This window comes from Sphingomonas chlorellae (assembly GCF_056485145.1).
This window is the reverse complement of record NZ_JBQXXM010000001.1, coordinates 601,931-625,576: the sequence shown is the minus strand read 5'-3', so window position 1 is coordinate 625,576 and position 23,646 is coordinate 601,931. Positions and strand designations below refer to the sequence as shown.

The window sequence follows — 23,646 nt, the reverse complement described above, 5'->3', positions numbered from 1 at the left end:
GCACGCCCAAGGCGCGCTATGCAGGGCGCGTCTTTGGGCTTTGCGCAAGGGAGACTGGCGGATGAACGAGCAGGCATGGGGCCATTCCGCCCCGATCGTCGATGGCGGGCCGGGATGGCTGACATTGTCGTTCGTGCTGATCGCGCTGGGCGCCGTCGCCGCGCTGGCCATCCTGTGGTGGGGAACGCGGCTGGCGATCGGTCGCCACCGCACGCAGCACGAGCTTGAGGCGCGCGGCGAGATCCGCCGGACGTCGAGCGCGCACGCCCCCGTCACCGACGTGCCCGCGCCCCGGGCGGTTCACGACGCGCCGACCGGGGCCGAAACGGCTGCGGCAAGCGGACCGGCCCCGTCACCCGTGACCTATGCGCGCGGCGGCGATGCCGATCCGGCGCCGTCCGATCCGATCGCCGACGAACCGATCGCAGCGGCCGCGCCGCTCGACGCCGGCCCCGCCGCGCTTGCCGCCTCGACGCCGCCGGCACCCGCGGCACCCCCTGCCCCGGCGCCGACGCCCACGGCGCCGCTGTCGACCGCCGACGGCACCGACGACCTGACCCGGCTCAAGGGCGTCGGCCCGCGGCTGGCGCAGCGGCTCAACACGCTGGGCTTCACCCGCTTCGAACAGCTTGCCGCGCTCGATGCTGCCGGGGCCGAGGCGCTCGATGCCCAGCTCGACAATTTCCGCGGGCGGCTGCACCGCGATCGCTGGATCGAACAGGCCCGGCTGCTCGCCGCGGGCGATCTGGCGGGATACGAGGCGGCGTTCGGCAAGCTGTGACGCGGCGCCTTCGCGCGCGGCGTCGGCATGCCGCGCGCGCGAAACGCGTTACGCGTCGGCGGGGCTGACCAGCAGCTTGTCGATCTTGCGGCCGTCCAGATCGACGATCTCGAACCGCCATCCCTGCTCGACAAAGGTCTCGCCCTCGTCGGGCAGGTGCTTGAGCACCGCCAGCGCCAGCCCCGCCACGGTCGCGTAATCGCGATCTTCGGGCAGGTCGATGCCGATGCGGTCCGCCAGCGCGTCGGCCGGCATCTGCCCCGAAACGAGCAGCGACCCGTCGTCGCGGACGACCAGATTGGGGTCGTGCCCCGGCTCAGCGTCCGATGCGAACTCGCCCGCGATCGCCGCCAGCAGGTTGGCCGGCGTGACGATGCCTTCGAAATGGCCATATTCGTCATGGACGAGGCCCATCGGCACCTCGGCGCGGCGCAGCGCGCCCAGCGCATCCATCGCATCGACCTGGTCGGGCAGGATCGGCGCGGGGCGCATCAGGCGGCGCAGGTCGAGCGATTCGCCGCGGAACAGCGCCGCCGCGATGTCGCGCGCCTGGACGACGCCGACGACGCCGTCGACCGACCCTTCCGCGACGGGAAGCCGCGTGTGCGGCGTCTGGAGCAGCGCCTCGCGGATGCCGGCGGCGTCGAGGTCGATATCGAGCCAGTCGACCGCGGTGCGCGGCGTCATCACCTCGCGCACCGGCCGGTCGGCAAGCCGCACGACGCCCGAAATGATCGAACGCTCCTGCTCCTCGATCACGCCCGACTTGGACGCCTCGGCGACGATCAGGTGCAGTTCCTCGGCCGTCACGCGGTTTTCCGATTCGCGGTTGAGCCGCAACAGGCGGAACACGAAGCTGCTCGTCGAATCGAGCAGCCAGACGAGCGGCGCGGTCAGCCGCGACAGCCACAGCATCGGGATCGCGACGGCGGCGGCGATCGGCTCGGGCGAGCGCAGCGCGAACTGCTTGGGCACCAGCTCACCCACGACCAGCGAGGCAAAGGTGGTCACGCCGATCACCAGCGTCAGGCCCAGGCTGTGCGCCAGCTCGCGCGTCAGCCCCAGCAGCTCGAGCCGCTGCGCCACCGGCTCGCCCAGGCTGGCGCCCGAATAGGCACCCGCGACGATGCCGATCAGCGTGATGCCGATCTGCACGGTGGACAGGAACTTGCCGGGGTCGGCGGCGAGCTGCACCGCGGTGGCGGCGCCCGGGTTGCTGCGCGCCATCGTCTCCAGCCGCGCGACGCGGGCGGAAACGATCGCCAGCTCCGACATCGAAAAGAGTCCGTTCACGGCGATCAGCACGAGGATGATCGCGACATCGATCCAGGGAAAGGGCGCGGGCATGGTGAACCCCATTCATATCCGCAACGCACCGCGTTTCACAACCGCCGCGTGTGCAAAGGTCGCGCCTGCGCCGGCACGGAGCCGGAACGATCCGCTATCGACGCGGTTTTCGCCTGCGACAGACCGTTCGATCAGGGAGAAGCCAGGATGAACCACCCCCTCCACCCGCGCCGCGCGCTGGTTGCCGCGACGCTTGCCGCCGCGCTGCTCACCGCGGGCTGCGTCACCGATCCCGAAACCGGGCAGCGCCGGCTTTCGAACACCGCGATCGGGGGCGTCGGCGGCGCGCTCGGCGGCTATCTGCTGGGCGATATCGTCGGCGGCCGCCACGATCGCACCGAAAAGCTGCTCGGGGCCGGGATCGGTGGCATCGCGGGCGCGGGCATCGGCGCCTATATGGACCGGCAGGAGCGCGAACTGCGCCGGCGCACCGCGGGCACCGACGTGCAGGTGATCCGCCGGGGCGACGAACTGTTGCTCAACATGCCGTCGGGAATCACCTTCGCCACCGACCAGGCGACGATCCAGCCCCAGTTCCGCCCGACGCTCGACCAGGTCGCCGACGTGCTGCGCGATTATCGCCAGACCTATGTCGACATTTATGGCCACACCGATTCGACCGGGAGCGATTCGTACAATCTGGCGCTGTCCGAACGCCGCGCCACTGCGGTTGCCGACTATCTGGCGAGCCGCGGCGTCGAGCCCGTGCGGATCGGCACGCGCGGCTATGGCGAGACGCAGCCGGTGGCGAGCAACGACAGCGAGGCCGGGCGGGCCGCGAATCGCCGCGTCGAGATCAAGCTTGTCCCCGTGACGCAGGCCGATGTGCGCGATTCAGCCCGCCGCTGATCCGTCGCGGCGCGCGCGGAAGAAATCGCGCAGCAGCGCCGCCGCCTCGCGCTCGCCGATGCCGGGATAGATTTCGGGATGGTGGTGGCAGGTCGGCTGGCCGAACAGCCGCGGGCCGTGCTCCACCGCCCCGCCTTTGGGGTCGGGGGCGCCATAGTAAAGCCGCGCGATGCGAGCATGGGCGATCGCGCCCGCGCACATCGCGCACGGCTCCAGCGTGACCCACAGGTCGCACCCTTCCAGCCGGTCGCTGCCGATCGCCTGCGCGGCGGCGCGGATCGCCAGGATTTCGGCATGGGCGGTGGGATCGTGCCGCGCGCGCGGCGCGTTCGCGGCCACCGCCAGCACCACGCCGTCGCGCACGACGACCGCGCCGACGGGCACCTCCCCCGCCGCCGCCGCGCGCGCGGCGGCATCGAGCGCGGTGCGCATCGGGGGAGCGAGCGGAAACATGGGCGGGGCTTAACGATTCGCGCGGCGCAGGTCACGCCCCGCGCGCGGCCGTCCCGGTTTCCGCGGTCGCCGATTCGGCCGCCCGCGATTCGCTGCCCAGCCGCCACAGCGCATGGACGATGCCGGGCGCCACCCCCAGCACCGTCAGCGCGCAGTTGAGCATGAAATCGCGCCCCGCCCCGCAGCGGCGAAACACGGCAAAGGGCGGCAGCAGGATCGCCGCGACGATCAGCCCCGCGCCCGCGCGCGCCGGGGCAGCGCGGGGGTTGGCGGCAGAGGGTTGCAACGGGCGAGGCATCGCGCGAACAACGCACGCGCCGCAGCCCCGGTTGCCCCGTCACCATGCCCCCTGGACGGGAATCGGTTGACGGCCCGCGCCATTCCGGGTATCGGCGCGGCCTTTCCGGCCTTCTGGCGAAAATCAGGATTTGAAGCGATGTCGCGCATTTGCGAGCTGACCGGCAAGGGCCGGCAGGTGGGACACAATGTCTCCCACGCCAACAACAAGACCAAGCGCACGTTCCTGCCGAACCTGCAGAACGTCACGCTGATCTCGGACGCGCTCGGCAAGAGCGTGCGTCTGCGCGTGTCGACGCATGGTCTGCGCTCGGTCGAGCATGTCGGCGGTCTGGACAACTGGCTGCTCAAGACGCGCGACGAGGATCTCTCGCTGCGTGCGCGTCGCCTGAAGCGCGAAGTGCGCAAGGCGACTGCCGGCACCACCGCCGTCGCGGCCTGATTGCCGCACGCCTTCGGGCGTGTTGCTGACGCCGGCTGGCACCCGTTTCCCTGCCCCATGGGCGGAGTAATGCGGTGCCGGCCGGCGTTCGCGCGTGCGCGGCGCGTCGGCCGCCACGGCCCCCGATGGTCCTGCCCGCCGCATCGGCGCGCAGGGGGTCAGCGCCGGGGCATCAGCGCCGCTCGGGACCGGCCGTCACCCGCTGCGGCAGGTCGAGCCTGAACTTGAGCAGCAGCGACCATTCCCACCCCTCCTGATTGTCGTCCGACGCGATCCACAGCATCGTCCCGCCCGCTTCCTGCGTGACGGCGATCGCCTCGTAATTGTCGTGGAGCAGCGGCGGTACCAGCGCCGCGATCTCCTGCCCGCGCACGACCTTGCCGGGGCGCAGCCCGTTCAGGTCGATCAGCGTCACGCGCGCGGTGAACAGGTCGGGAAAGCCGAACCGGCGATTGAGCACCACCAGCCGGCCGTCGGGCAGCTCGGCCGCATCGGTCGGCTCGTAATCGCGCGGCGGCACATAGACGAAGGGCATCGGCGCCCGCCCCGGCAGCGTGGGATCGCCGGCGAACAGCAGCGCCACGCGCGCATCGGGCAGGTGCGGCGGCTCCTTCGATTCGCTGAACACCACGAACCGTCCGTCGCGCAGCCGCACCATCGCCTCGGCACCGCCCGCGACCGGCCAGCGCCGCATCGCCGTGGGCCGCCCGATCCGCTGCGCGTGCGTCAGCGCCGCGTCGAACCGCCAGATCTCGTTCGCATCCTCGAACCCCACCCATCGCCACGGCGTACCCGCGCCGGTCATCGATTCCGAATCGCGCTCCTTCTTGTACGCCCCGGTGCGCGGCCCGCCCGGCAGGTCGGCGAAACGCACATCGCGCGGCACGAAATCGGCCCCCATCCGGAACCGCACGATCGTCCCGCCGTCGCTCAGCAGCGTGAAGCGGTCGCCCTCGACCGTCATCGACGAAAAGCCGCCGAACGCCGCCTGGTTGCCGCGCAACCGCACGCCGCCCACAAAGGTGAGCGCACCGACACGGACATGGGCGGGGTCGCGCGGGTCGATCGTCACGCGCGTCGCGGTCATCGTCGCGCCGCGACCGAACATCGCGCGCGGCTCGTCCCCCGAACTCGCGAGCACCAACAGGGGAACAAGGCCGAGCCAGGGCAGCAGACGCATCGCCGCCTCATAGCGCGTTGGCGGGCAAGGGCCAGCCCGGCAAAGCTGAACGGGAGATAACGGCCGCGTTCAGGAAGCGGCCAAGCAGGCGGGGGTAAAAGGCCCCTACCAACTTTCTTGGTCCCTCCTGTTGCGTATCGAGGGCGAGGGCCGGCTCCCGGAAACGGGACGCCGGCCCTTTCGCATTCCGGACGGCGCCCGCCCGCGATGCCGCGACGGCAGGGGCAACGGCACGATGCCGCCGCCCTTGCCCGCCAGATCAGTACATGTGCTGGCCGCCGTTGATCGACAGCGTCGATCCGGTGACGAAACCGCCCTCGTCGGCGCACAGGAACGCAACGCCGCGCGCGATCTCGCTCGCCTGGCCCAGCCGGCCGACGGGGATCTTGGCGACGATCTTTTCCAGCACATCGGCGGGAACCGCGGCGACCATGTCGGTATCGATATAGCCCGGCGCGATCGCGTTCACCGTGACGCCGAACCGCGCGCCTTCCTGTGCCAGCGCCTTGGTGAAGCCGTGAATGCCCGACTTGGCGGCGGCATAGTTGACCTGGCCATACTGGCCCGCCTGGCCATTGATCGAACCGATGTTGACGATGCGCCCCCATTTGCGGCTGCGCATGCCCGGAAACACCGCATGCGCCATGTTGAAGCACCCGCCCAGGTTGACGCGGATCACGTCCTCCCACATTTCGGGCGACATCTTCAGGATCGTGGCGTCGCGCGTGATGCCGGCATTGTTCACCAGCACGTCGACCGGGCCGAGCGACGATTCGACCTGGCGCACGCCCTCGGCGCACGCGTGGAAATCGCCCACGTCCCATTTGAACGTTTGGATCCCGGTGCGTTCGGTAAAGGCACGCGCCTTGTCGTCGTTGCCCGCGTAATTGGCCGCCACCAGCATGCCCGCTTCCTTGAGCGCGACGCTGATCGCCTCCCCGATCCCGCGCGTTCCCCCCGTCACGATCGCTACGCGTGCCATGTTCCGCCTCTCCTTTGCAGATACCGAATTGCTAGGCGGGCTCGATCCAGCCCGCAAGTTCTCGAGCAACTATTTCTTTCAACATTTTGACACCGGGCGCATCATCGTTGAGACAGGGCAAATAGGCAAAGTTTTCGCCCCCCGCCGCCAGGAAGGTCTCGCGCCCGCGAAGGGCAATTTCCTCCAGTGTCTCCAGGCAATCCGCCGAAAATCCCGGCGCGATTACCGCAATGCGGCGAACGCTACGGCCGGGCAGGCTTGCCAGCACTGTGTCGGTTGCGGGCTCCAGCCATTTCGCGCGACCGAATCGTGACTGGAACGTCACGATCAACTCGCGCCCCAGCGCCTCGCCCAGCAGCCGGGCGGTCTTGCGGCAATGGCAGTGATAGGGGTCGCCCAGGTGCAGCGTCCGCTCGGGCATGCCGTGAAAGGTCGCGACGATCGCGTCGGGCACGAAATCGAGCCCCGCCAGCCCCGCCTCGACCGATTCGCGCAGCGCGCCGATATAGGCGGGATCGTCGTGATAGGGCGGCAGCGTGCGCAGCGCCGGCTGCCAGCGCATCGCCATCAGCGCGGCAAAGGCCGCGTCGTTCGCGGTCGCCGTCGTCGCGGCCGAATATTGCGGATAAAGCGGGGCGACCAGGATGCGCTCGCACCCCTGCGCCTTCAGCGCCGCCAGCCGCTCGCCGATCGCGGGGCGGCCATAGCGCATTCCCCAGTCGACGATCACGTCCGGCCCGAAGGCGCCGGCAAGCGCCGCCGCCTGTGCCCGCGTGATCGCGGCGAGCGGCGATCCGTCCTCGCGCCACACCTGCGAATAGGCATGGGCCGACTTGCGCGGTCGCGTGCGCAGGATGATCCCGCGCAGGATCGGCTGCCACAGCAACGGCGGCAGTTCGACCACGCGGCGGTCGGACAGGAACTCGGCCAGATAGCGCCGCACCGCACCCGGTTCGGGCGCATCGGGCGTGCCCAGGTTGACGAGCAGCACGCCCACCTTGGCGGCGGGAATGACAGGATGATCGGCAGGAGGTTTCATTCGACGTCCCATAGCAGCGGCAACCGGCGAAAGCGCACCCCCGTCGCGGCCTGAAGCGCATTGGCGATCGCGGGGGCGACCGGCGGCACCGCCAGCTCGCTCACCCCGCCCGGCTCGGCATCGCTCGCGACGATCTCGACCGTCACGTCGGGGCTGTCGGCAAGCACGGGGAGCGACAGGTCGGCCAGCCGGCGGGCATCGGCGACATTCTCGGTCATCCCCGTCGCCGCGCCCGTGGCGGCGGCCATGCCGAAGATCAGCCCGCCCTCGATCTGCTGCGTGACCAGGTCGGGATTGATCGCGCGCCCGCAATCGACCGCGGCGACCAGCCGGTCGACCTTGACGCGGCGATCGGCGGTCAGCTGCGCCTCGGCGAGCACGGCGATGTGCGACCCGGCCATGCTGTGGCACGCGATGCCCTGGCCGCTGCCGGGCGCACCGCCCTGCCACCCGCCGAGCTGCGCGGCGGTCTGGAGGCAGCGTGCCAGCCGCGGCTCGGCCCCCAGCATCGCCATCCGCATCGCGATCGCGTCCTGCCCGGCCACATGCGCCAGTTCGTCGATGAAGCTTTCGGTGAAGAAGCACGCATAGCCATGCGCGCCGCCGCGCAGATAGCCGCTCGCGATCCCCAGTTCGGCGGGATGATGGTCGATCGCCAGGTTGGGGATGGCATAGGGCGGGATCACCCCCGCCACCGCGACGGGATCGGCCCCCGGCACCGCCAGCGCCGCCCGCACCATCGCGTCGTCGGCAAGCAGCCGTCCGGCCAGCTCGCGCCCCCAGGCGGGTGCGGCGATCTTGGCGAGCCACCCCGCGACATGCCCCTGCGCGTCGAGCCGCGCGGTCATCCGCCCCGCCGCGGCCGGGCGGAAACGGTCGCGGCGAATGTCCTCGCCGCGCGCCCAGCTGAGCTGCACCGGCCGCTTCATCCGCATCGCGAGCAGCGCCGCCTGCGCCGCCACCTCACTTTCCAGCCGCGCGCCGAACGCCCCGCCGGCAAGCATCGGATGGACGATCACCTGCGCGGGCGACAGCCCCGCCGCGCGCGCCGCCGCGTCGCGCGCCAGCGCGGGCGCCTCGGTCGCCAGCCACAGCGCCAGCCGGCCGTCGGCGAAATGCGCGGTACAGCTCGTCGGCTCCAGCGCGGCGTGCACCGCCAGCCCGACGCGATATTCGGCCGAGACCACGCGCGCGCCGCGGAAGGTGGCGGCCAGGTCGCCGCGCTTCGCGATCCGCTGTCCGCCCGCGTCGAACGCGGAGCTCAGCGCGTTCTCGATGCTGTCGTCGTTGACCAGCGGGTCGGCGGTGCGGAAGCGCGGGCGCATCGCGTCGAGCGCGCGGTCCGCCGCCCACCAATTGTCCGCCACCGCGGCGACCCAGCGATCGGTGGTGACGACCGCCCGCATGCCGGGCACGCGATCGGCCGCCGCACGATCGAGCCGCACCAGCGGCGTGTCGCCGCCCGGCCCCTGCCGGATCGAGGCGAACAGCATGTCGGGCAGCCGGATATCGCCCGCGAAATTGGCGCTGCCGTCGAGCTTGGCAGGCGTGTCGATCCGCGGCAGCTTGCGGCCGACAAGCCGCGGCGGCGCGGGCAGCGGCGGCAGCCGTTCGGGCAGCGTTTCGCCTGCCGCATCGGCGGCGAGCGCGCCGAAACCCAGCCGCTGCGCACCATGGCTCACCTGCCCGCCCGCGACGCCGCACTGGCGCCAGTCGACGCCCCAGCGCCGCGCCGCCGCCTTCATCAACAGCACGCGCGCCGCCTGCCCGGCGGCGGCCAGCGTCGGGGCAAAGGCGCGGATCGAACTCGATCCCCCGGTCAGCATCAGCGTCGACCGCACGATATGCGACTGGCGCACCGCGTCGGGCAGCCGCCCCAGCGCCGCGCCGAACAGCGCCTCGGCGGCGAGCGGATTGGCATAGAGCGGGTTGAGCGGCGCGGGCTCGACACCCATCAGGTTGAAATCACCGCCGATCGCGTCGGCGACGATCTGGGCAAAGCCGGTATAGACCCCCTGCCCCGCCTCGCATTGCGGCACCGCCACGCTGACATGCCCGTCGGTGCCGATCTTGATCCACGCGCCGAACACGCGTTCGTCCGCGCCTGCCGCCAGATTGGGCAGATAGGTGCGCGGCCACACGCCCCAGGCGACGACCAGCCCCAGCCCGACGCCGCCGCCGATCAGCAGCGTGCGCCGATCGAGCTTCACCCGGTCGAGCTTCACCCGGTCGAACGCCCCCGGTCGCCTGCGCCCGACGCGCCAGCCGCGGTCGCCGCCCGCATCGCCGCCCGCGCCGACGCCGGCGCCAGCCTCGTCGCCGCTGTCGCTCGCCGCGCCGGGCACGTCCGCCGGACGCGGCCGGGGTCCGTCATCGTCGTTGCCTGCACCGCCCTGGTTCGCCATCGCTCCCGCTTACCGCGCACCGCCGCGCCATGCCAGCCGTCGCATCCGCGTCCGGGGCGCAGCGGTGCCGGCGGAACGCTTCTGGCTTGGGTTTGCGGCACGGCTGTTCTATCGCGAGGGTCATTCCACCCCGGGGAAACGAACGACCGTGCTCATCGAAACGCTTGCCGCTGCTGGCGGCCATGTCCGCTTTGAAGACCTGGGCCTCGACCCGGTCGCCATCTCGCTCGGCTTCTTCAACATCAAATGGTACTCGCTCGCCTATATCGCGGGGATCATCATCGGCTGGTGGTATCTGCTGCGGATGCTGCGCGAACCGGGCGCGCCGATGGGGCGGCGCCACGCCGACGATCTGGTCTTCTATGCGACGCTCGGCGTCATCCTGGGCGGGCGGATCGGCTATGTGCTCTTCTACATGCCCGAAATGATCTGGCGCGCGCCGTCGCACATCGTCCGGCTGTGGGACGGCGGCATGTCGTTCCACGGCGGCGCGATCGGCACCGTGCTCGCGATCATGCTGTTCGCGCGCAACCATCGCCTGTCGTGGCTGCGCATCCTCGATTACGTCGCCTGCGTCGCGCCGTTCGGGCTGTTCTTCGGGCGGCTCGCCAATTTCGTGAACGGCGAATTGTGGGGCAAGGCGGCCGACGTGCCCTGGGCGATCGTGTTCCGCAACACCGTCCCCGCCGGCATGATCGAGCCCGCGCGCCATCCCAGCCAGCTCTACGAGGCGGGGCTCGAGGGGATCGTGCTGCTGATCGTGCTGTCGCTCTGCTTCTGGCGGACGCGCGCGCGCTACCAGCCGGGGCGGCTCACCGGCGTGTTCATGCTCGGCTACGGCATCGCGCGCTTCTTCGTCGAGTTCTTCCGTGAACCCGATCAGCAGTTCAGCGGCACCTTCCTCGCCACCACCATCCATATGGGGCAGTTGCTGTGCCTGCCGATGATCGCGATCGGCCTCTATCTCATCGTGACGGCACCCGGCCGGCGCGAGCGCGTCGAGCCCGTGGCGGGCGACGAAAGCGTCGCATGAGCGCCGACACGCCCGTCCCGTCGCGCGATCACGCCATGCCCGGCACGACCGAAAACGCCGCCGCGCCCGCGCTGCCCGAACGGCTGGCACGCGCGATCACGCTCGCCGGGCCGATCCCGCTGTCGCAGTTCATGGGGGCCGCCAACGCGCATTATTACGCCACGCGCGATCCGCTCGGCGCGCGCGGCGACTTCACCACCGCGCCCGAGGTCAGCCAGATGTTCGGCGAACTCGTCGGGCTGTGCCTGGCCGACCTGTGGGCGCGCGCGGGGCAGCCGGCGGCGCGCTATGTCGAACTCGGGCCGGGGCGCGGGACGCTCGCCGTCGATGCGCTGCGCGCGATGGCCAAGGCGGGGCTCCGCCCGCCCGTCGATTTCGTCGAGACGAGCCCCGTGCTCCGCGCCGCCCAGGCCGAACGCGTGCCCGATGCCGAATGGTATCTAGACCTGGTCGGGCTGCCCGACGATGCGCCGCTGCTCGTCGTCGCGAACGAGTTTTTCGACGCGCTGCCGATCCGCCAGCTGATCGCCACGCCCGAGGGGTGGCGCGAACGCCTCGTCGCGTGCCAGGACACGCTGTTCCTGCCGGTCGTCGGCGACCGCGGCTTCGACCCGATCATCCCGCCCGCGCTGCGCGACGCCGCCCCCGGCGCGATCCTCGAAACCTCGCCCGCCGCCGTCGCGCTGCTGCGCGCGCTCGCCGCGCGGCTGCTCGCCCAGGGCGGCGCCGCGCTCGTCATCGACTATGGCTATTCGGGGCCCGCGATCGGCGACACGCTCCAGGCGGTGCGCGACCATCGCTATGCCAATCCGTTCGACGCCCCGGGCGAGGCCGATCTCACCGCGCATGTCGATTTCGGCACGCTGCGCGAGGCGGCGGAGGCCGAGGGGCTCGTCGTCCACGGCCCCGTTCCGCAGGGCGAGTTCCTGAAGATGCTGGGCATCGACGCGCGGACGATGGCGCTCGCGCACCGCGCGCCCGATCAGGCCGAACGGCTCGCGGCCGAACGCAACCGGCTCGTCGCCCCCGACCAGATGGGCGACCTGTTCAAGGTGATGGCGATCACCGCCCCCGGCTGGCCGGTGCCCGCAGGCTTTGACTGAGCCGTCCGTCCTCCTGCGCGACGCGGTGCCCGCCGACGGTCCCGCGCTCGCGGCGATGGCGCGGCGCTGCTTCGCCGAAACCTTCGGCACGCTCTACCGCGCGTCCGATCTCGCCGCCTTTCTCGACGAGGCGTTCGGCGCCGCGGGGCTCCCCGCCCAGCTCGACGATCCCGCCTATGCCGTGCGGCTGGCGGAGGCGGACGCGGCGATCATCGGCTATGCCAAGATCGGTCCCGTCGGCTTTCCGGGCGACTGGGGCGACGACGCCTTCGAACTTCACCAGCTCTATGTCCTCGGCCCGTGGCAGGGCAGCGGCGTCGCCGCCCGGCTGATGGACTGGGCGATCGCGGGTGCCCGCGCGCACGGGGCGCGACGGCTGGTGCTCAGCGTCTATATCGACAATCATCGCGCCCAGCGTTTCTATGCGCGCTACGGCTTTCGCGAAGTCGGCCGGTACGGCTTTCGCGTCGGCGAGCAACTGGACGACGATCGCATCTGGAGCCTCGATCTGTGAACGAAGTGGCGGCACCCGCACCCGATATCGAAGTGTTTCGCGCACATGCGCTCGACGGCGTCGCGCACGGCTTTCTCGGGCGGCGCGGCGGCGTGTCGACGGGGGCGGTCGCGGGGCTCAACGTCGGCACCGGCACGGCCGACGATCCCGATCATGTCGCCGAAAACCGCCGCCGCGCGCGCGAGGCGGTGCGGTCGGGCGCGCGGCTGGTGACGCTGTATCAGGTCCATTCGGCCGATGCCGTCGCGGTCGTCGCGCCGTTCGAGGAGGCGCTGCGCCCGCGCGCCGATGCGCTCGTCACCGATCGGCCGGGGCTCGCGCTCGGCATCCTCACCGCCGATTGCGCGCCCGTGCTGCTCGCCGATCGCGAGGCCGGTGTCGTCGGTGCCGCACATGCGGGGTGGAAGGGCGCGATCGGCGGCGTCACCGATTCGGCGATCGTCGCGATGGAGGCGCTGGGCGCACAGCGCGAGCGGATCGCCGCCGCGGTCGGCCCGTGCATCGCGCGCGCCAGCTACGAGGTCGATTCGGAGTTCTTCCGCCGCTTCTGCATCGCCGACCCCGAAAACGAGCGATTCTTTACCGAGGGCCGGCCCGAGCATTTCCAGTTCGATCTCGAGGCCTATGTCGCGCACCGCCTCGCCGCGGCCGGGCTGCGGACGATCGAGATGCTCGGCCAGGACACCTATAGCCAGCCCGATCACTTCTTCAGCTTCCGTCGCGCCACGCATCGCGGCGAGGCCGATTATGGGCGCCAGATCAGTATCATCGCGCTCTAGGCGCCGCGCCTCCCCCTCACCGTTTCCGCCGTTTCCCCGCCGCCCGGCCGCTCCGGGCGGCGTTCGTGCGCCTGTGCGCTTTCGTGTGTCGTTTTGGTGACTTGACAGCGCGCCCTTTTGAATATGGTATTTGGTATACCAAAAAAGAGGGGCGCATCGATGAAGAACCGGACCAGCCGCATTCGCGCGTTACTGCTCGTGACCTGCCTTGGCTTCCCTGTGGCCGCCATGGCGCAACAGGCACCCGCCACCACCCCGACGCCGGACGCGGCCGCAACGCTTGGGGCGAACGCAGGCCCCGAGGCGACGGCGGCGCAGGACGATGCCGGCGGCATCGTCGTCACCGGCTCGCGCATCCGCCGCAGCGCCGCCGACAGCCCGGCGCCGCTCGCGATCATCGATGCCGAACAGATCCGCACGGTGGGCAGCCAGCAGATCGCCGACGTGGTCAACCAGCTTCCGGCGCTCGCGGTCACGCTCACCAACCAGACGAGCAACCTCGCCGGCAACGCGGGCATCAACGCGCTGGACCTGCGCGGCATGGGCACGCAGCGCACGCTCGTCCTCGTCGATTCGCGGCGTCAGGTGCCCGCGATCCCCGGCACCTCGGCGGTCGACGTATCCAACGTGCCGTCGAGCCTGGTCGAGCGCGTCGAGGTCGTCACCGGCGGCGCCTCGGCGCTCTATGGTGCCGATGCGGTTGCGGGCGTCGCCAACTTCATCCTCAAGCGCGACTATCAGGGCACCGACGCCAATGTGCGCTACAGCCAGTCGACGCGCGGCGACCTCACCACCTACAGCTTCGATCTGCTTCAGGGCGTCAATTTCGGCGACGGGCGCGGCAACGTCACCGCCTATGCCTTTTTCGAAAGCCAGCCCGACATGGTCTCGGGCGCCGATCGGCCGTGGACCGCGCGCGGCTATCCCTTCTACACCCGTCCGGCGGGCAGCACCGCGAAATATTACATCTCGGACGGCAACTACAACATCAACACGGCGGACGCGCCCCAGGTGATCCTCGGCGGCAAGCTCTATGCGCTCAACGCCGACGGCTCGCTGCGCAATCCGGTGCTCGGGCCGAGCGGCTTCACCAACGCCTCGCCGGTCAAGCTGGCCAACGACGGCCAGGCGCTCGGCACGCTGGTCACCGACGGCGGCGAGTATAACGGCCGCTACGACGGCTGGCTGCTCAGCGTGCCGTCCGAACGCTTCAACAGCCGCGTCAGCGCGCATTACGACTTCAGCCCGGCGTTCAAGCTCTTCGCCAACGGCACCTTCGCCTACAACACGGCGAAGTCGGCCTATCTCCAGATGACCTCGTTCGGCAGCGAACAGGTGCCCGCCGACAGCCCCTTCATCACCCCTGCGATCCTTGCGGCGAACGGCGGGCCGCTCACCAATGGCGGCCTCTATTTCGCGCGCCGCTTCACCGAACTGCCCCGCCCCGTCACCGAATATCGCCGCCGGCTGTTCCAGGCGACGGCGGGCGCCGAAGGCGACTTCAGGCTGTTCGGCAAGGCGTGGAACTATTCGGCCTATTACACCTATGGCGAGACGCAGCAGAAGATCCGCGACGTCAACGCCACCGCCTATGGCCGCTGGCGGCTCGGGCTCGATTCGACCACCGGCCCCGGCGGCGCCGCGGTGTGCCGCAGCACGCTGACCGACCCGAACGACGGCTGCGTCGCGCTCAACCCGCTGATGCCGCTCACCCAGAAGATGATCGACTACATCACCTATACGTCGAGCTGGTCGACCTCGAAAATGACGCAGCAGGTGGCGTCGGGCTATGTCTCGGGCGGGCTGTTCGACCTTCCCGGCGGCACCGTCCAGGCGGTGCTCGGCGGCGAATATCGCCACGAAAAGAACGATATCGGCGCGGTTCCCGAATATGATCCCGCCAGCCCGCGCTACGATCCGACGATCGGCACGGTGCAGACCGCGCTGGTCGGCAAATATCACGTCAAGGAAGTGTTCGGCGAGCTGCACGTCCCGCTGCTGCGCAACACGCCCTTCTTCGACACGCTGTCGGTCGACGGCGCGCTGCGTTTCTCCGACTACAGCACCGCCGGCACCACCACGACGTACAAGTTCGGCGGCGAATGGGCGCCCGTCCACGACGTCCGCTTCCGCGCCACCTATGGCCAGGCGGTGCGCGCGCCCAATATCGGCGAGCTCTATACCGCCAGCAGCATCTCGGGGCTGTGGGTCACCGATCCGTGCAACACCTACAACCTCGCCAACCGGATCGACCGCACGCAATACACCGCGGCGAACTGCGCGATCCTCAACCCGTCGGACAAGACGACCTACTGGAACTATCGCGACATCATCTCGCGCGGCAATCTGGGGCTGAAGCCCGAAACGGCGAAGACGCTGACGCTCGGCGTCGTGGTCCAGCCACGCTTCGTCCGGCGGCTGTCGGTGTCGGTCGACTATTACAATATCGACCTGCGCAACGCGATCGACGCCTTCGGCGCCCAGACGATCATCAACAAGTGCGTCGATCAGCCGACGCTCGCGAACCAGTTCTGCCCGCTCGTCGGCCGCGACGCCAAGGGCAATATCCAGAACGTCATCACGCAAAAGCTCAACCTGTCGAAATATCTGACGCGCGGCATCGACTTCGCGGTCAACTACAGCCTGCCGCTCGCCGATCTGGGCCTCGGGCCCAAGTCGGGCACGCTCGCCATCGACGCCAACTACACGCGCCTGCTCAAGCGTGAATACACGCTCGATCCCACCGATCCCTCGACCATCTCCGAATATGCCGGGGTGTTCGGGTCGCCCAAGTGGAAGGGCGTCGTGCGGACCTCGTACAACCGCGACAATTTCGGCGTGACCTGGACGCTGCGGCACTTCTCGCCGATGCGGCCCACCACCACCACCACCGCGGACCGCTACGAAAAGATCTACACGCCCAACGTGTTCTACAACGACTTCTTCGCCTGGGTCCGCCTCACCGATCAGCTCGAGCTGTCGGGCGGCCTCAACAACGCGTTCGACCGCGCGCCGCCGCGCATCCCGGGCGCCGAGGCGGGCGGCGCCAACTTCGAATCGACCTACACTGCGGGCATGTACGACACGATCGGCCGTACCGTGTTCGTCGGCCTGCGCCTGCGCAAGTGACCGCCGACCGGGAGCGCCCCGTCGCGGGCGCTCCCGCCGCTCTCCCGGCCGCCGCTCTCCCGGCCGCTGCCGCGCGGGCGGTCGCCAGGCCGTTGGATTGCAACGATCCCGTGCCGCCCGGCGTTGCCGCTCGCCGATTGCGCCCGGGGCCGGATCGCCCCTATGGTTGCAGGTGAAACCATCTGCGGGCGCATGCCCATTGGAGAGCGATTGCATGACCGACGAAACCGAAGCCGAGCTGAGCGGCACCACCCCGCGTCGCCGCCCCCGCCCCGACATCGATACGGTCGGCGACCGCAAGCTCCGGCCCGCCACGCTGATGATGGGCCACGGCTATGACCCGATGCTGTCGGAAGGCTCGCTCAAGCCCCCGATCTTCCTCACCTCCACCTTCGTCTTCCCCAACGCGGCGGCGGGCAAGCGCCATTTCGAGGGCGTGACCGGCAAGCGCCCGGGCGGCGCCGAGGGCCTCGTCTATTCGCGCTTCAACGGCCCGAACCAGGAGATTCTCGAGGATCGTCTGGCGATCTGGGAAGAGGCCGAGGACGCGCTCGCCTTCTCCTCGGGCATGTCGGCGATCGCCACGCTGTTCCTGTCGATGGTCAAGCCCGGCGACACGATCGTCCATTCGGGTCCGCTCTATGCCGCGACCGAGACGCTGATCGCGCGCATCCTCGGCCGCTTCGGCATCCACTGGCTCGACTTCCCGGCGGGCGCCACGCGCGAGGAGATCGACGCGGTGCTCAGCAAGGCCGCGACCGGCAACGTCGCGCTGATCTACCTCGAAAGCCCCGCCAACCCGACCAACGCGCTCGTCGACGTCGAAGCCGTCGCCGCCAGCCGCGACGCGATCTTCAAGGGCGACAACAAGCCGCCGATCGCGATCGACAACACCTTCCTCGGCCCGCTCTGGGCCAAGCCGCTCAAGCACGGCGCCGACATCGTCGTCTATTCGCTCACCAAATATGCCGGCGGCCATTCGGACCTTGTCGCGGGCGGTGTGCTGGGATCGAAGGCGCACATCAACACCATCCGGCTGATGCGCAACACGATCGGCACGATCTGCGACCCCAACACGGCCTGGATGCTGCTGCGCAGCCTCGAAACGCTCGAGCTTCGCATGAGCCGCGCGGGCGAGAATGCCGCCAAGGTGTGCGAGTTTCTGGCCGCGCACCCGAAGGTGGAAAAGGTCGGCTATCTCGGCTTCCTCGACCGCGGCGACGATCATCGTCAGGCCGACATCTATCGCCGCCACTGCACCGGCGCGGGCTCGACCTTCTCGCTCTACCTCAAGGGCGGCGAGAAGGAGGCGTTCGCCTTCCTCGATTCGCTCCGGATCGCCAAGCTCGCGGTCAGCCTCGGCGGCACCGAGACGCTGGCGAGCCACCCTGCCGGGATGACGCACCTGTCGGTCCCCGAAGCCCGCAAGGCCGCGCTCGGCATCACCGACAATCTCGTGCGCATCTCGATCGGCGTCGAGGACGCCGACGACCTCATCGCCGACTTCGAGGAAGCGCTGAAGGCGGTGTAAGCCCCGGCTCGCCGCCCGCGCCCCGTCGGGGCCGGGCGGCGGCGCTGCCTCACCCCCACAACCGCGCGCGATACGCCGCGAAGCAGCGTTCGCCGCAGGTCAGGCGGATCAGCGCGCCCTCGGCCATCGCGGTCGCCCGGCGCGGGTCCTCGGCCACCGCCGGGCGGATCGCCTCGCGGTTCCAGTCCTCGCTGTGCTTGACGTCGAGCACCGCGTGCAACGTGAAATAGCGCGCCTCCCTCGCGCTCAGCCCCACGCGCTTCAGCCCCTCGGCGACCATCGCCGAGCGGCCCGGCGCCGTCAGTTCGATCGCGCCCAGCGCGCCCACCGAATGCCAGGCATAGCGGCGGTTGGTCGCCATCGCGGTCATCGCATTGGCGAGCGCCAGACTCTCCCACACCGTGTTCTCGATCACCGGCTCGACCGCCAGCGTATCGACGAGCGCGTCGAGCATCGGCCCGTGCATCCCCTTTTCGGCGCCGTGCCCCATCTCGTCCCAGTAATTGCGCGCGAGTTCCAGCTTCGGCCGCGTCGGCAGCTTCACCTGCGTCATCGCGACCAGGTCGTCGAACCCGGCCTCGCCCGCCGCCTCCTGCTCGAAGAACCAGCGCAACTGGTCGCGATCGGCGGTCGTCGCCAGCCAGGGGAACAGCGGGTCGCCCTGCCCCGGCCCGTCGGCCTTCAGCGCCTCGAACCAGGCGACGAAACCGTCTGGGTCGGTCGGCGCCTCGGCGGCGCGCGGCGCGATCTCGGCGCGCAGCTCCTCGATGAAGCCGCCTTCCAGCCGCACCATCCGCATGTCGCGCTCCAGCCGGCGCTGCCAGTCGTCGGTCGGGAATTGCGGGGCCAGCCGCTCGCGGTTCCAATGGGCGAGCCCGCGCTGGAAACTGTCCGTGCGGAACTGCGACGCCGCGGCCCGCGCGGTGTCCTCATATCGGGTTGCCATGTTCTGTGTTTCTCCTGCTGTCCCGAAAAACCAGCAGGCACAGGGGGTTGTTCCGCCGCCCCGCCCCGGCGGCACCGGGGCGGGGCATGGCGCGACGCGCGATCAGTCGCCGCCGATGCGCTCGATATCGGCGCCGACGCCCTGCAACTTCTCCTCCAGCCGCTCATAGCCGCGGTCGAGGTGATAGATGCGGTTGACCTGCGTCTCACCCTCGGCGGCCAGCCCGGCGAGGATCAGGCTCATCGACGCGCGCAGGTCGGTCGCCATCACCTGCGCGCCCACCAGCCGCTCGACGCCGCGCACCACCGCGGTGCGGCCGCGCACCTGGATGTCGGCGCCCATGCGCGTCAGCTCGGGAACATGCATGTAACGGTTCTCGAAGATCGTCTCGGTCAGCACGCTCGCGCCGTCGGCCTTGCACAGCATCGCCATGAACTGCGCCTGCATGTCGGTGGCAAAGCCCGGATAGGGCGCGGTCGAAAGCGTCAGCGGCCCCAGCCGGTCATCGGCGGTGATACGCACCGAATCGGGGCCTTCGGCGATCGTCACGCCCGCCTCGGCGAGCGCTTCCAGCGTCGCGCGCATGTCCGACGCGCACGCGCCGATCAGTTCCAGGTCGCCGCCGGTGATCGCCGCGGCGCAGGCATAGCTGCCCGCCTCGATCCGGTCGGGCATCACCGCGTAATTGGCGCCGTGCAGCCGGTCGCGCCCCTGGATCTCCAGCCGTTCGGTGCCGATCCCCGCGATCGCGGCGCCCATCGCGACCAGCATGTTGCACAGGTCGACGATCTCGGGCTCGCGCGCCGCGTTTTCCAGCACCGTGGTGCCCTTGGCGGTCACCGCGGCCATCACCGCATTCTCGGTCGCGCCGACCGACACCACCGGGAAATGGAACCGGCCGCCCGCCAGCCGCCCGCCGGGGGCGCTCGCCTTCACATAGCCGGCGGCAAGCTCGATCTCGGCGCCCATCGCCTCCAGCGCCTTCAGGTGCAGGTCGATCGGGCGGTTGCCGATCGCGCAGCCGCCGGGCAGCGACACCGTCGCCTCGCCCATCCGGCCGAGCAGCGGCCCGAGCACCAGGATCGACGCGCGCATCTTGCGCACGATGTCATAGGGCGCGACGGTCGAGGTCATCCGCGCGGCGTTGATCGTCATCACGCGACCGAAATCGGACGGGCGCGTCCCCTCGATCGTCGTCGATGCCCCCAGCACGTTGAGCAGGTGGCCAAAGCTGTCGACATCGGCCAGCCGCGGCAGGTTGCGCAGCGTGACGGGCTCGTCGGTGAGCAGCGCGCAGGGCAGCAGCGTCAGCGCGGCGTTCTTCGCGCCCGAAATGGCGATCTTGCCCGAAAGGCGGTTACCGCCGCGAATGAGAATCCGGTCCATCCGGCCGGCTTTACCCACTCGCGCCGCCCACGCAAGCACCCCCCGCAAAACTCCTTCGCGTCGGCGAAGGCGTGCGGCGCGATGCCGCGCCCGTGTCAGCCGCGATCAGGCCTTTTCAAGCGTGCACTGCAGCGGGTGCTGGTTCTGGCGGGCGAAGTCGATCACCTGCGAAACCTTGGTCTCGGCGACTTCATAGCTGAACACCCCGCACACGCCGACACCGCGCTGGTGGACGTGCAGCATCACGCGCGTTGCTTCCTCCAGGTCCATCCGGAAAAAGCGCTGGAGCACCAGCACGACGAACTCCATCGGGGTATAGTCGTCGTTGAGCATCAGCACGCGATAGGGCGTGGGTTTCTTGGTGCGCGCGCGCGTGCGCGTGGCCACCCCGACCGAGGGGCCGAGCCCGTTCCCCTCGCCGTCGCCGTCTTCGGCCATTCGGATCTGCCGCGTCACCAACTCAACCATAGGGGGCTGAAAATATGGCTTCCGCCTGCACGAGGCAAGGCGCCGCGCGCATGCCCCGCGATAACTTGCGCCGCTTTCCGCCCCGCCGACCCGGCCCCGGGGCGGCCCCGGGCGGCAAGATGGACGGACGGGCGGGTGGGCGATGCCCTCGCGATCCGGCCCGCGCACGAAAAAGGGCGGCCGTCGCTTCCGGACGGCCGCCCCTTTCCGATTGGCGCAAGCCGGGCGCGTTACGCGACCTGCTTGGCCTTTTCCATCGCAACCGCGACGCGGCTCGAAATCGGCTGCGCGGCGTCGCCGGCCAGCTTGAGCATCGCTTCGGTCTGCTTCGAGGCTTCGGCGACATAGGCGTCGAACGCGCCGCGCACGAAATCGCTCTGAAGCTTGAAGAACTCGGTCGGCGACTTGGCGGTGGCGAGCGTCTTCAGCGCGGCGGTCGCGTTCTCGAACGACTTGCGGCTGTATTCGGCCGCTTCCTGGCCCAGCGTCTCGAGGCCCTTGGCCGCGATGCGACCCGACTCGACGACGGCTTCCAGGTTGCCCTTGGCGAACTCGTTCGCGTCCTCGACCAGCTTGCCCGACTTCTCAAACATCGACTTCGCCTTCTCGTTCCAGTCCGCGAACATGGCCTGCGCCTTCGCGGTGTTGTTTTCGATCGTGGTTTCCATGGTGCTCACTTCCTTCGGGGTGGCGCCGGCAACCGTCTCCTCCACGGCGGCGGCTTCGTTGACGGTCTCGTCTGCGGGGTGCGCAGCGACGATCGGAACCGGCGCGGCGCTGTCGGGAGCGGACTCCACTGTTTCCGGGACTGTTGCTTCCTGCTTCGCGATCACCGGCGAAACGACGGGCGGGACGGGCGCGGTCGGCGCCGGTTCCGCCGCCGGGGCGGGCGCGGGCGCTGCCAGGACGGGCGGAATATTGCCGTCGAGCAGGTCCGGCGCGCGCTTTTCATCGGCGGGCGCGGCAACAAGCTTGGCCTTGGGCACGGGCGTTTTCCTGACGCGCACGTTGGGCTTCGGTTCGGACGCGGGCTTCGCCGCGCCGGGCTTGGGTCCCTTGCTTGCCATCTGACTCGGTCCCTGGCTTAGTTGTTGCACCGCAGCATGTACGCGATCGGGAAGTCGAATTCAAGATGTCACATTGTGCGCCGCACAAAATTTGATCTGCGACAACGTTACGTTAGCGTTACCGCAGCCGTACATAGCTGCCCGGCGCGTCCTCGATCGCGGCGAGTTTTCCGTTACCCGGAATTCGTGACCCTTTTGCGTCGATTTTCTTGTCGTCGACTTGGGTGATCCAGTCGATCCAGTCGGGCCACCAGCTCCCGCGCGTCTCCTTGGCGCCCGCCAGAAAGTCGTCGAGCGTGTCGACCTTGGCGTCGTTGGTCCAATATTGGTATTTGCCCGCCGAGGGCGGGTTGACCACGCCCGCGATGTGGCCCGATCCCGCCAGCACGAAGCGCAGCGGCCCCTGGAAATGCTGCGTGATCTTCCACACCGATCGCGCCGGCGCGATATGGTCCTCGCGCCCCGCCTGGATATAGGTGGGCACGGTGATCCGCCGCAGGTCGATTGGCGTGCCTGCGATCGCGATCGCGCCGGGCACCACCAGCTTGTTGTCGCGATAAAGGTCGGTGAGATAGCTCAGGTGCCACGCCGCGGGCAGGTTGGTATAGTCCGAGTTCCAATAGAGCAGGTCGAACGGGGCATAGTCCTTCCCCATCAGATAGTTGCTCGTCACATAGTTCCAGATCAGGTCGCGGCCGCGCAGCAGGTTGAACGTCGCCGCCATGTATCGCCCGTCGAGGAACCCGTCGGTCCCCAGGCTGCGGATCAGCGCAAGCTGGTCGTCGTCGACGAACATGCGCAGGTCGCCCGCCTCCGAAAAATCGACCTGTGCGGTAAAGAAGGTCGCGCTGCGCACCTTGTCGGCCTCGCCGCGCGCCGCCAGCAGCGCCAGCGTCGCCGCCAGCGTCGTGCCCGCGACGCAATAGCCGATCGCGTGGACGCCATCGACGTCGAGCAGGTCGCGCACCGTGTCGATCGCGTCGATCTGCCCCTGTTCGACATAATCGTCCCACGTCACCCCGGCCATGCTCGCATCGGCCGACTTCCACGACACGACGAACACGGTGAAGCCCTGCTCGACCGCCCAGCGGATGAAGCTCTTCTCGGGGTTGAGGTCGAGGATGTAGTAGCGGTTGATCCACGGCGGGAAGATGACGACCGGCGTCGCGTACACCTGCTCGGTCGTCGGCGCGTACTGGATCAGTTCGTACAGCGGGGTGCGCTTCACCACCTTGCCCGGCGTCACCGCGATGTTGCGCCCCAGCGCAAAGGCGCTCGCGTCGGTCTGCGTCAGCTGTCCCTTGTTGAGGTCGGCGAGCATGTTCTGCAGCCCCTTCAACAGGCTCTCGCCGCGCGTCGCGACCGCCTTCTCGATCACCTCGGGATTGGTCGCGGGAAAGTTGGTCGGGCTGATCGCGTCGATCAGCCCGCGCGTCGCAAAGCGGATCTGCTCGTGCTGGCGCGCGTCGAGCCCCTGCAGCGATTCGACGCTGCGCTCCAGATGCTCGGCGATGACGAAATAGCTCTGGCGCAGAAAGTCATAGATCGGCTCGTCACGCCATTGCGGCGCCTTGAACCGCCGGTCGGCCGCCTGTTCGGGCGTCTCGACAAAGGGCCCGGCGCGCTCGGGGTCGAGGAAGCGCTGCCACAGGTCCATCGTGTCCGCCCAGAATCCCGCCGTCGCGCGCAGCGCCGGGGTCGGGTCCATCAACGGGCCGAACGGCGGCGCGGCGGGCGCCGACTGGGCGATGTCGAGCCCGGCTTCCAGCATCATCTGCTGCGCGCGGCCCAGGATCCAGGTCCAGTGCTGCAGGTCTTCGAGGCTCGGCAGCTTGGTCGTCATCGTTTCGGCCATGCGAACATCCCCCTGATATGAGGCCCTTACTCCATAACGGCCATTGCGTCATTCCCGTAG

The 23,646-nt window shown here is 69.6% G+C and carries 21 protein-coding genes; 9 read left to right on the top strand and 12 right to left on the bottom strand.

Annotation, left to right across the window (positions count from 1 at the left end; all coding sequences use genetic code 11):
- Positions 1-61: 61 nt before the first annotated feature.
- Complete coding sequence (locus tag ACT3CF_RS02950) at positions 62-781, top strand: hypothetical protein (protein WP_478420231.1); 720 nt, start codon at positions 62-64, stop codon at positions 779-781.
- Between the two features lie 48 nt (positions 782-829).
- On the opposite strand, the gene ACT3CF_RS02945 is transcribed toward ACT3CF_RS02950, so the two are convergent.
- Positions 830-2,128 carry a hemolysin family protein gene (locus ACT3CF_RS02945; protein ID WP_478420230.1) on the bottom strand — a complete coding sequence of 433 codons (1,299 nt, stop codon included), beginning with the start codon at positions 2,126-2,128 and terminating at the stop codon, positions 830-832.
- 147 nt (positions 2,129-2,275) lie between these two features.
- Here ACT3CF_RS02945 and ACT3CF_RS02940 point away from each other — a divergent pair, with 147 nt between their 5' ends.
- The gene (locus tag ACT3CF_RS02940; RefSeq protein WP_478420229.1) at positions 2,276-2,977 is read left to right on the top strand and encodes a YiaD family glycine zipper/OmpA-like lipoprotein; all 702 of its coding nucleotides are present in this window, start codon (positions 2,276-2,278) and stop codon (positions 2,975-2,977) included.
- On the opposite strand, the gene ACT3CF_RS02935 is transcribed toward ACT3CF_RS02940, so the two are convergent.
- Positions 2,963-3,409: a nucleoside deaminase gene (locus ACT3CF_RS02935; RefSeq protein WP_478421332.1), complete on the bottom strand. Its 447-nt coding sequence runs from the start codon at positions 3,407-3,409 to the stop codon at positions 2,963-2,965. The two genes, ACT3CF_RS02940 and ACT3CF_RS02935, sit on opposite strands and share 15 nt — an antisense overlap.
- 52 nt (positions 3,410-3,461) lie before the next feature.
- Positions 3,462-3,716: a YqaE/Pmp3 family membrane protein gene (locus tag ACT3CF_RS02930; protein ID WP_478420228.1), complete on the bottom strand. Its 255-nt coding sequence runs from the start codon at positions 3,714-3,716 to the stop codon at positions 3,462-3,464.
- A gap of 150 nt (positions 3,717-3,866) precedes the next feature.
- Here ACT3CF_RS02930 and rpmB point away from each other — a divergent pair, with 150 nt between their 5' ends.
- Entirely contained in the window at positions 3,867-4,169 is a 303-nt protein-coding gene (rpmB, locus tag ACT3CF_RS02925) for a 50S ribosomal protein L28 (RefSeq protein WP_478420227.1), read from the top strand.
- A gap of 172 nt (positions 4,170-4,341) precedes the next feature.
- Here the strand turns inward: rpmB and ACT3CF_RS02920 are convergent, their stop codons facing one another.
- The 4 genes from ACT3CF_RS02920 to ACT3CF_RS02905 form a co-directional block, all read right to left on the bottom strand.
- Positions 4,342-5,349 (bottom strand): esterase-like activity of phytase family protein, encoded by a 1,008-nt coding sequence (locus ACT3CF_RS02920; protein ID WP_478420226.1) that lies wholly within the window; start codon positions 5,347-5,349, stop codon positions 4,342-4,344.
- 259 nt (positions 5,350-5,608) lie between these two features.
- A complete protein-coding gene (gene phbB / locus ACT3CF_RS02915; RefSeq protein WP_478420225.1) occupies positions 5,609-6,331 on the bottom strand; it encodes an acetoacetyl-CoA reductase in 723 nt (240 codons plus the stop codon).
- 31 nt (positions 6,332-6,362) lie between these two features.
- Entirely contained in the window at positions 6,363-7,370 is a 1,008-nt protein-coding gene (gene hemH, locus ACT3CF_RS02910) for a ferrochelatase (protein ID WP_478420224.1), read from the bottom strand.
- Entirely contained in the window at positions 7,367-9,775 is a 2,409-nt protein-coding gene (locus ACT3CF_RS02905; RefSeq protein ID WP_478420223.1) for a xanthine dehydrogenase family protein molybdopterin-binding subunit, read from the bottom strand. Before ACT3CF_RS02905 ends, hemH begins: the two co-directional genes overlap by 4 nt.
- A gap of 148 nt (positions 9,776-9,923) precedes the next feature.
- Here ACT3CF_RS02905 and lgt point away from each other — a divergent pair, with 148 nt between their 5' ends.
- The 6 genes from lgt to ACT3CF_RS02875 all read left to right on the top strand — a co-directional run bounded on the left by lgt (position 9,924) and on the right by ACT3CF_RS02875 (position 17,864).
- Positions 9,924-10,808 carry a prolipoprotein diacylglyceryl transferase gene (gene lgt, locus ACT3CF_RS02900; RefSeq protein WP_478420222.1) on the top strand — a complete coding sequence of 295 codons (885 nt, stop codon included), beginning with the start codon at positions 9,924-9,926 and terminating at the stop codon, positions 10,806-10,808.
- A gap of 35 nt (positions 10,809-10,843) precedes the next feature.
- Entirely contained in the window at positions 10,844-11,911 is a 1,068-nt protein-coding gene (locus tag ACT3CF_RS02895; RefSeq protein WP_478421331.1) for a class I SAM-dependent methyltransferase, read from the top strand.
- Positions 11,904-12,425 (top strand): N-acetyltransferase family protein, encoded by a 522-nt coding sequence (locus ACT3CF_RS02890; RefSeq protein WP_478420221.1) that lies wholly within the window; start codon positions 11,904-11,906, stop codon positions 12,423-12,425. The genes ACT3CF_RS02895 and ACT3CF_RS02890 overlap by 8 nt, the downstream gene beginning before the upstream one ends.
- Before the next feature lie 5 nt (positions 12,426-12,430).
- Positions 12,431-13,204 carry a peptidoglycan editing factor PgeF gene (pgeF, locus tag ACT3CF_RS02885; protein ID WP_478421329.1) on the top strand — a complete coding sequence of 258 codons (774 nt, stop codon included), beginning with the start codon at positions 12,431-12,433 and terminating at the stop codon, positions 13,202-13,204.
- A 159-nt stretch (positions 13,205-13,363) separates the two neighbouring features.
- Positions 13,364-16,333, top strand: coding sequence for a TonB-dependent receptor plug domain-containing protein (locus tag ACT3CF_RS02880; protein WP_478420220.1), 2,970 nt, complete (start codon positions 13,364-13,366; stop codon positions 16,331-16,333).
- Positions 16,334-16,547: 214 nt separating this feature from the next.
- Positions 16,548-17,864 carry a cystathionine gamma-synthase family protein gene (locus tag ACT3CF_RS02875; RefSeq protein ID WP_478420219.1) on the top strand — a complete coding sequence of 439 codons (1,317 nt, stop codon included), beginning with the start codon at positions 16,548-16,550 and terminating at the stop codon, positions 17,862-17,864.
- 49 nt (positions 17,865-17,913) lie between these two features.
- On the opposite strand, the gene ACT3CF_RS02870 is transcribed toward ACT3CF_RS02875, so the two are convergent.
- The 5 genes from ACT3CF_RS02870 to ACT3CF_RS02850 form a co-directional block, all read right to left on the bottom strand.
- A complete protein-coding gene (locus ACT3CF_RS02870; RefSeq protein WP_478420218.1) occupies positions 17,914-18,810 on the bottom strand; it encodes an iron-containing redox enzyme family protein in 897 nt (298 codons plus the stop codon).
- Between the two features lie 102 nt (positions 18,811-18,912).
- Positions 18,913-20,196 (bottom strand): UDP-N-acetylglucosamine 1-carboxyvinyltransferase, encoded by a 1,284-nt coding sequence (murA, locus tag ACT3CF_RS02865; RefSeq protein WP_478420217.1) that lies wholly within the window; start codon positions 20,194-20,196, stop codon positions 18,913-18,915.
- A gap of 105 nt (positions 20,197-20,301) precedes the next feature.
- A complete protein-coding gene (gene clpS / locus ACT3CF_RS02860) occupies positions 20,302-20,634 on the bottom strand; it encodes an ATP-dependent Clp protease adapter ClpS (protein ID WP_478420216.1) in 333 nt (110 codons plus the stop codon).
- A gap of 260 nt (positions 20,635-20,894) precedes the next feature.
- Positions 20,895-21,731, bottom strand: coding sequence for a phasin family protein (locus ACT3CF_RS02855; protein ID WP_478420215.1), 837 nt, complete (start codon positions 21,729-21,731; stop codon positions 20,895-20,897).
- 118 nt (positions 21,732-21,849) lie between these two features.
- On the bottom strand, positions 21,850-23,586 hold the full coding sequence (locus ACT3CF_RS02850; protein WP_478420214.1) for a PHA/PHB synthase family protein: 1,737 nt from the start codon (positions 23,584-23,586) through the stop codon (positions 21,850-21,852).
- Positions 23,587-23,646 lie beyond the last annotated feature (60 nt).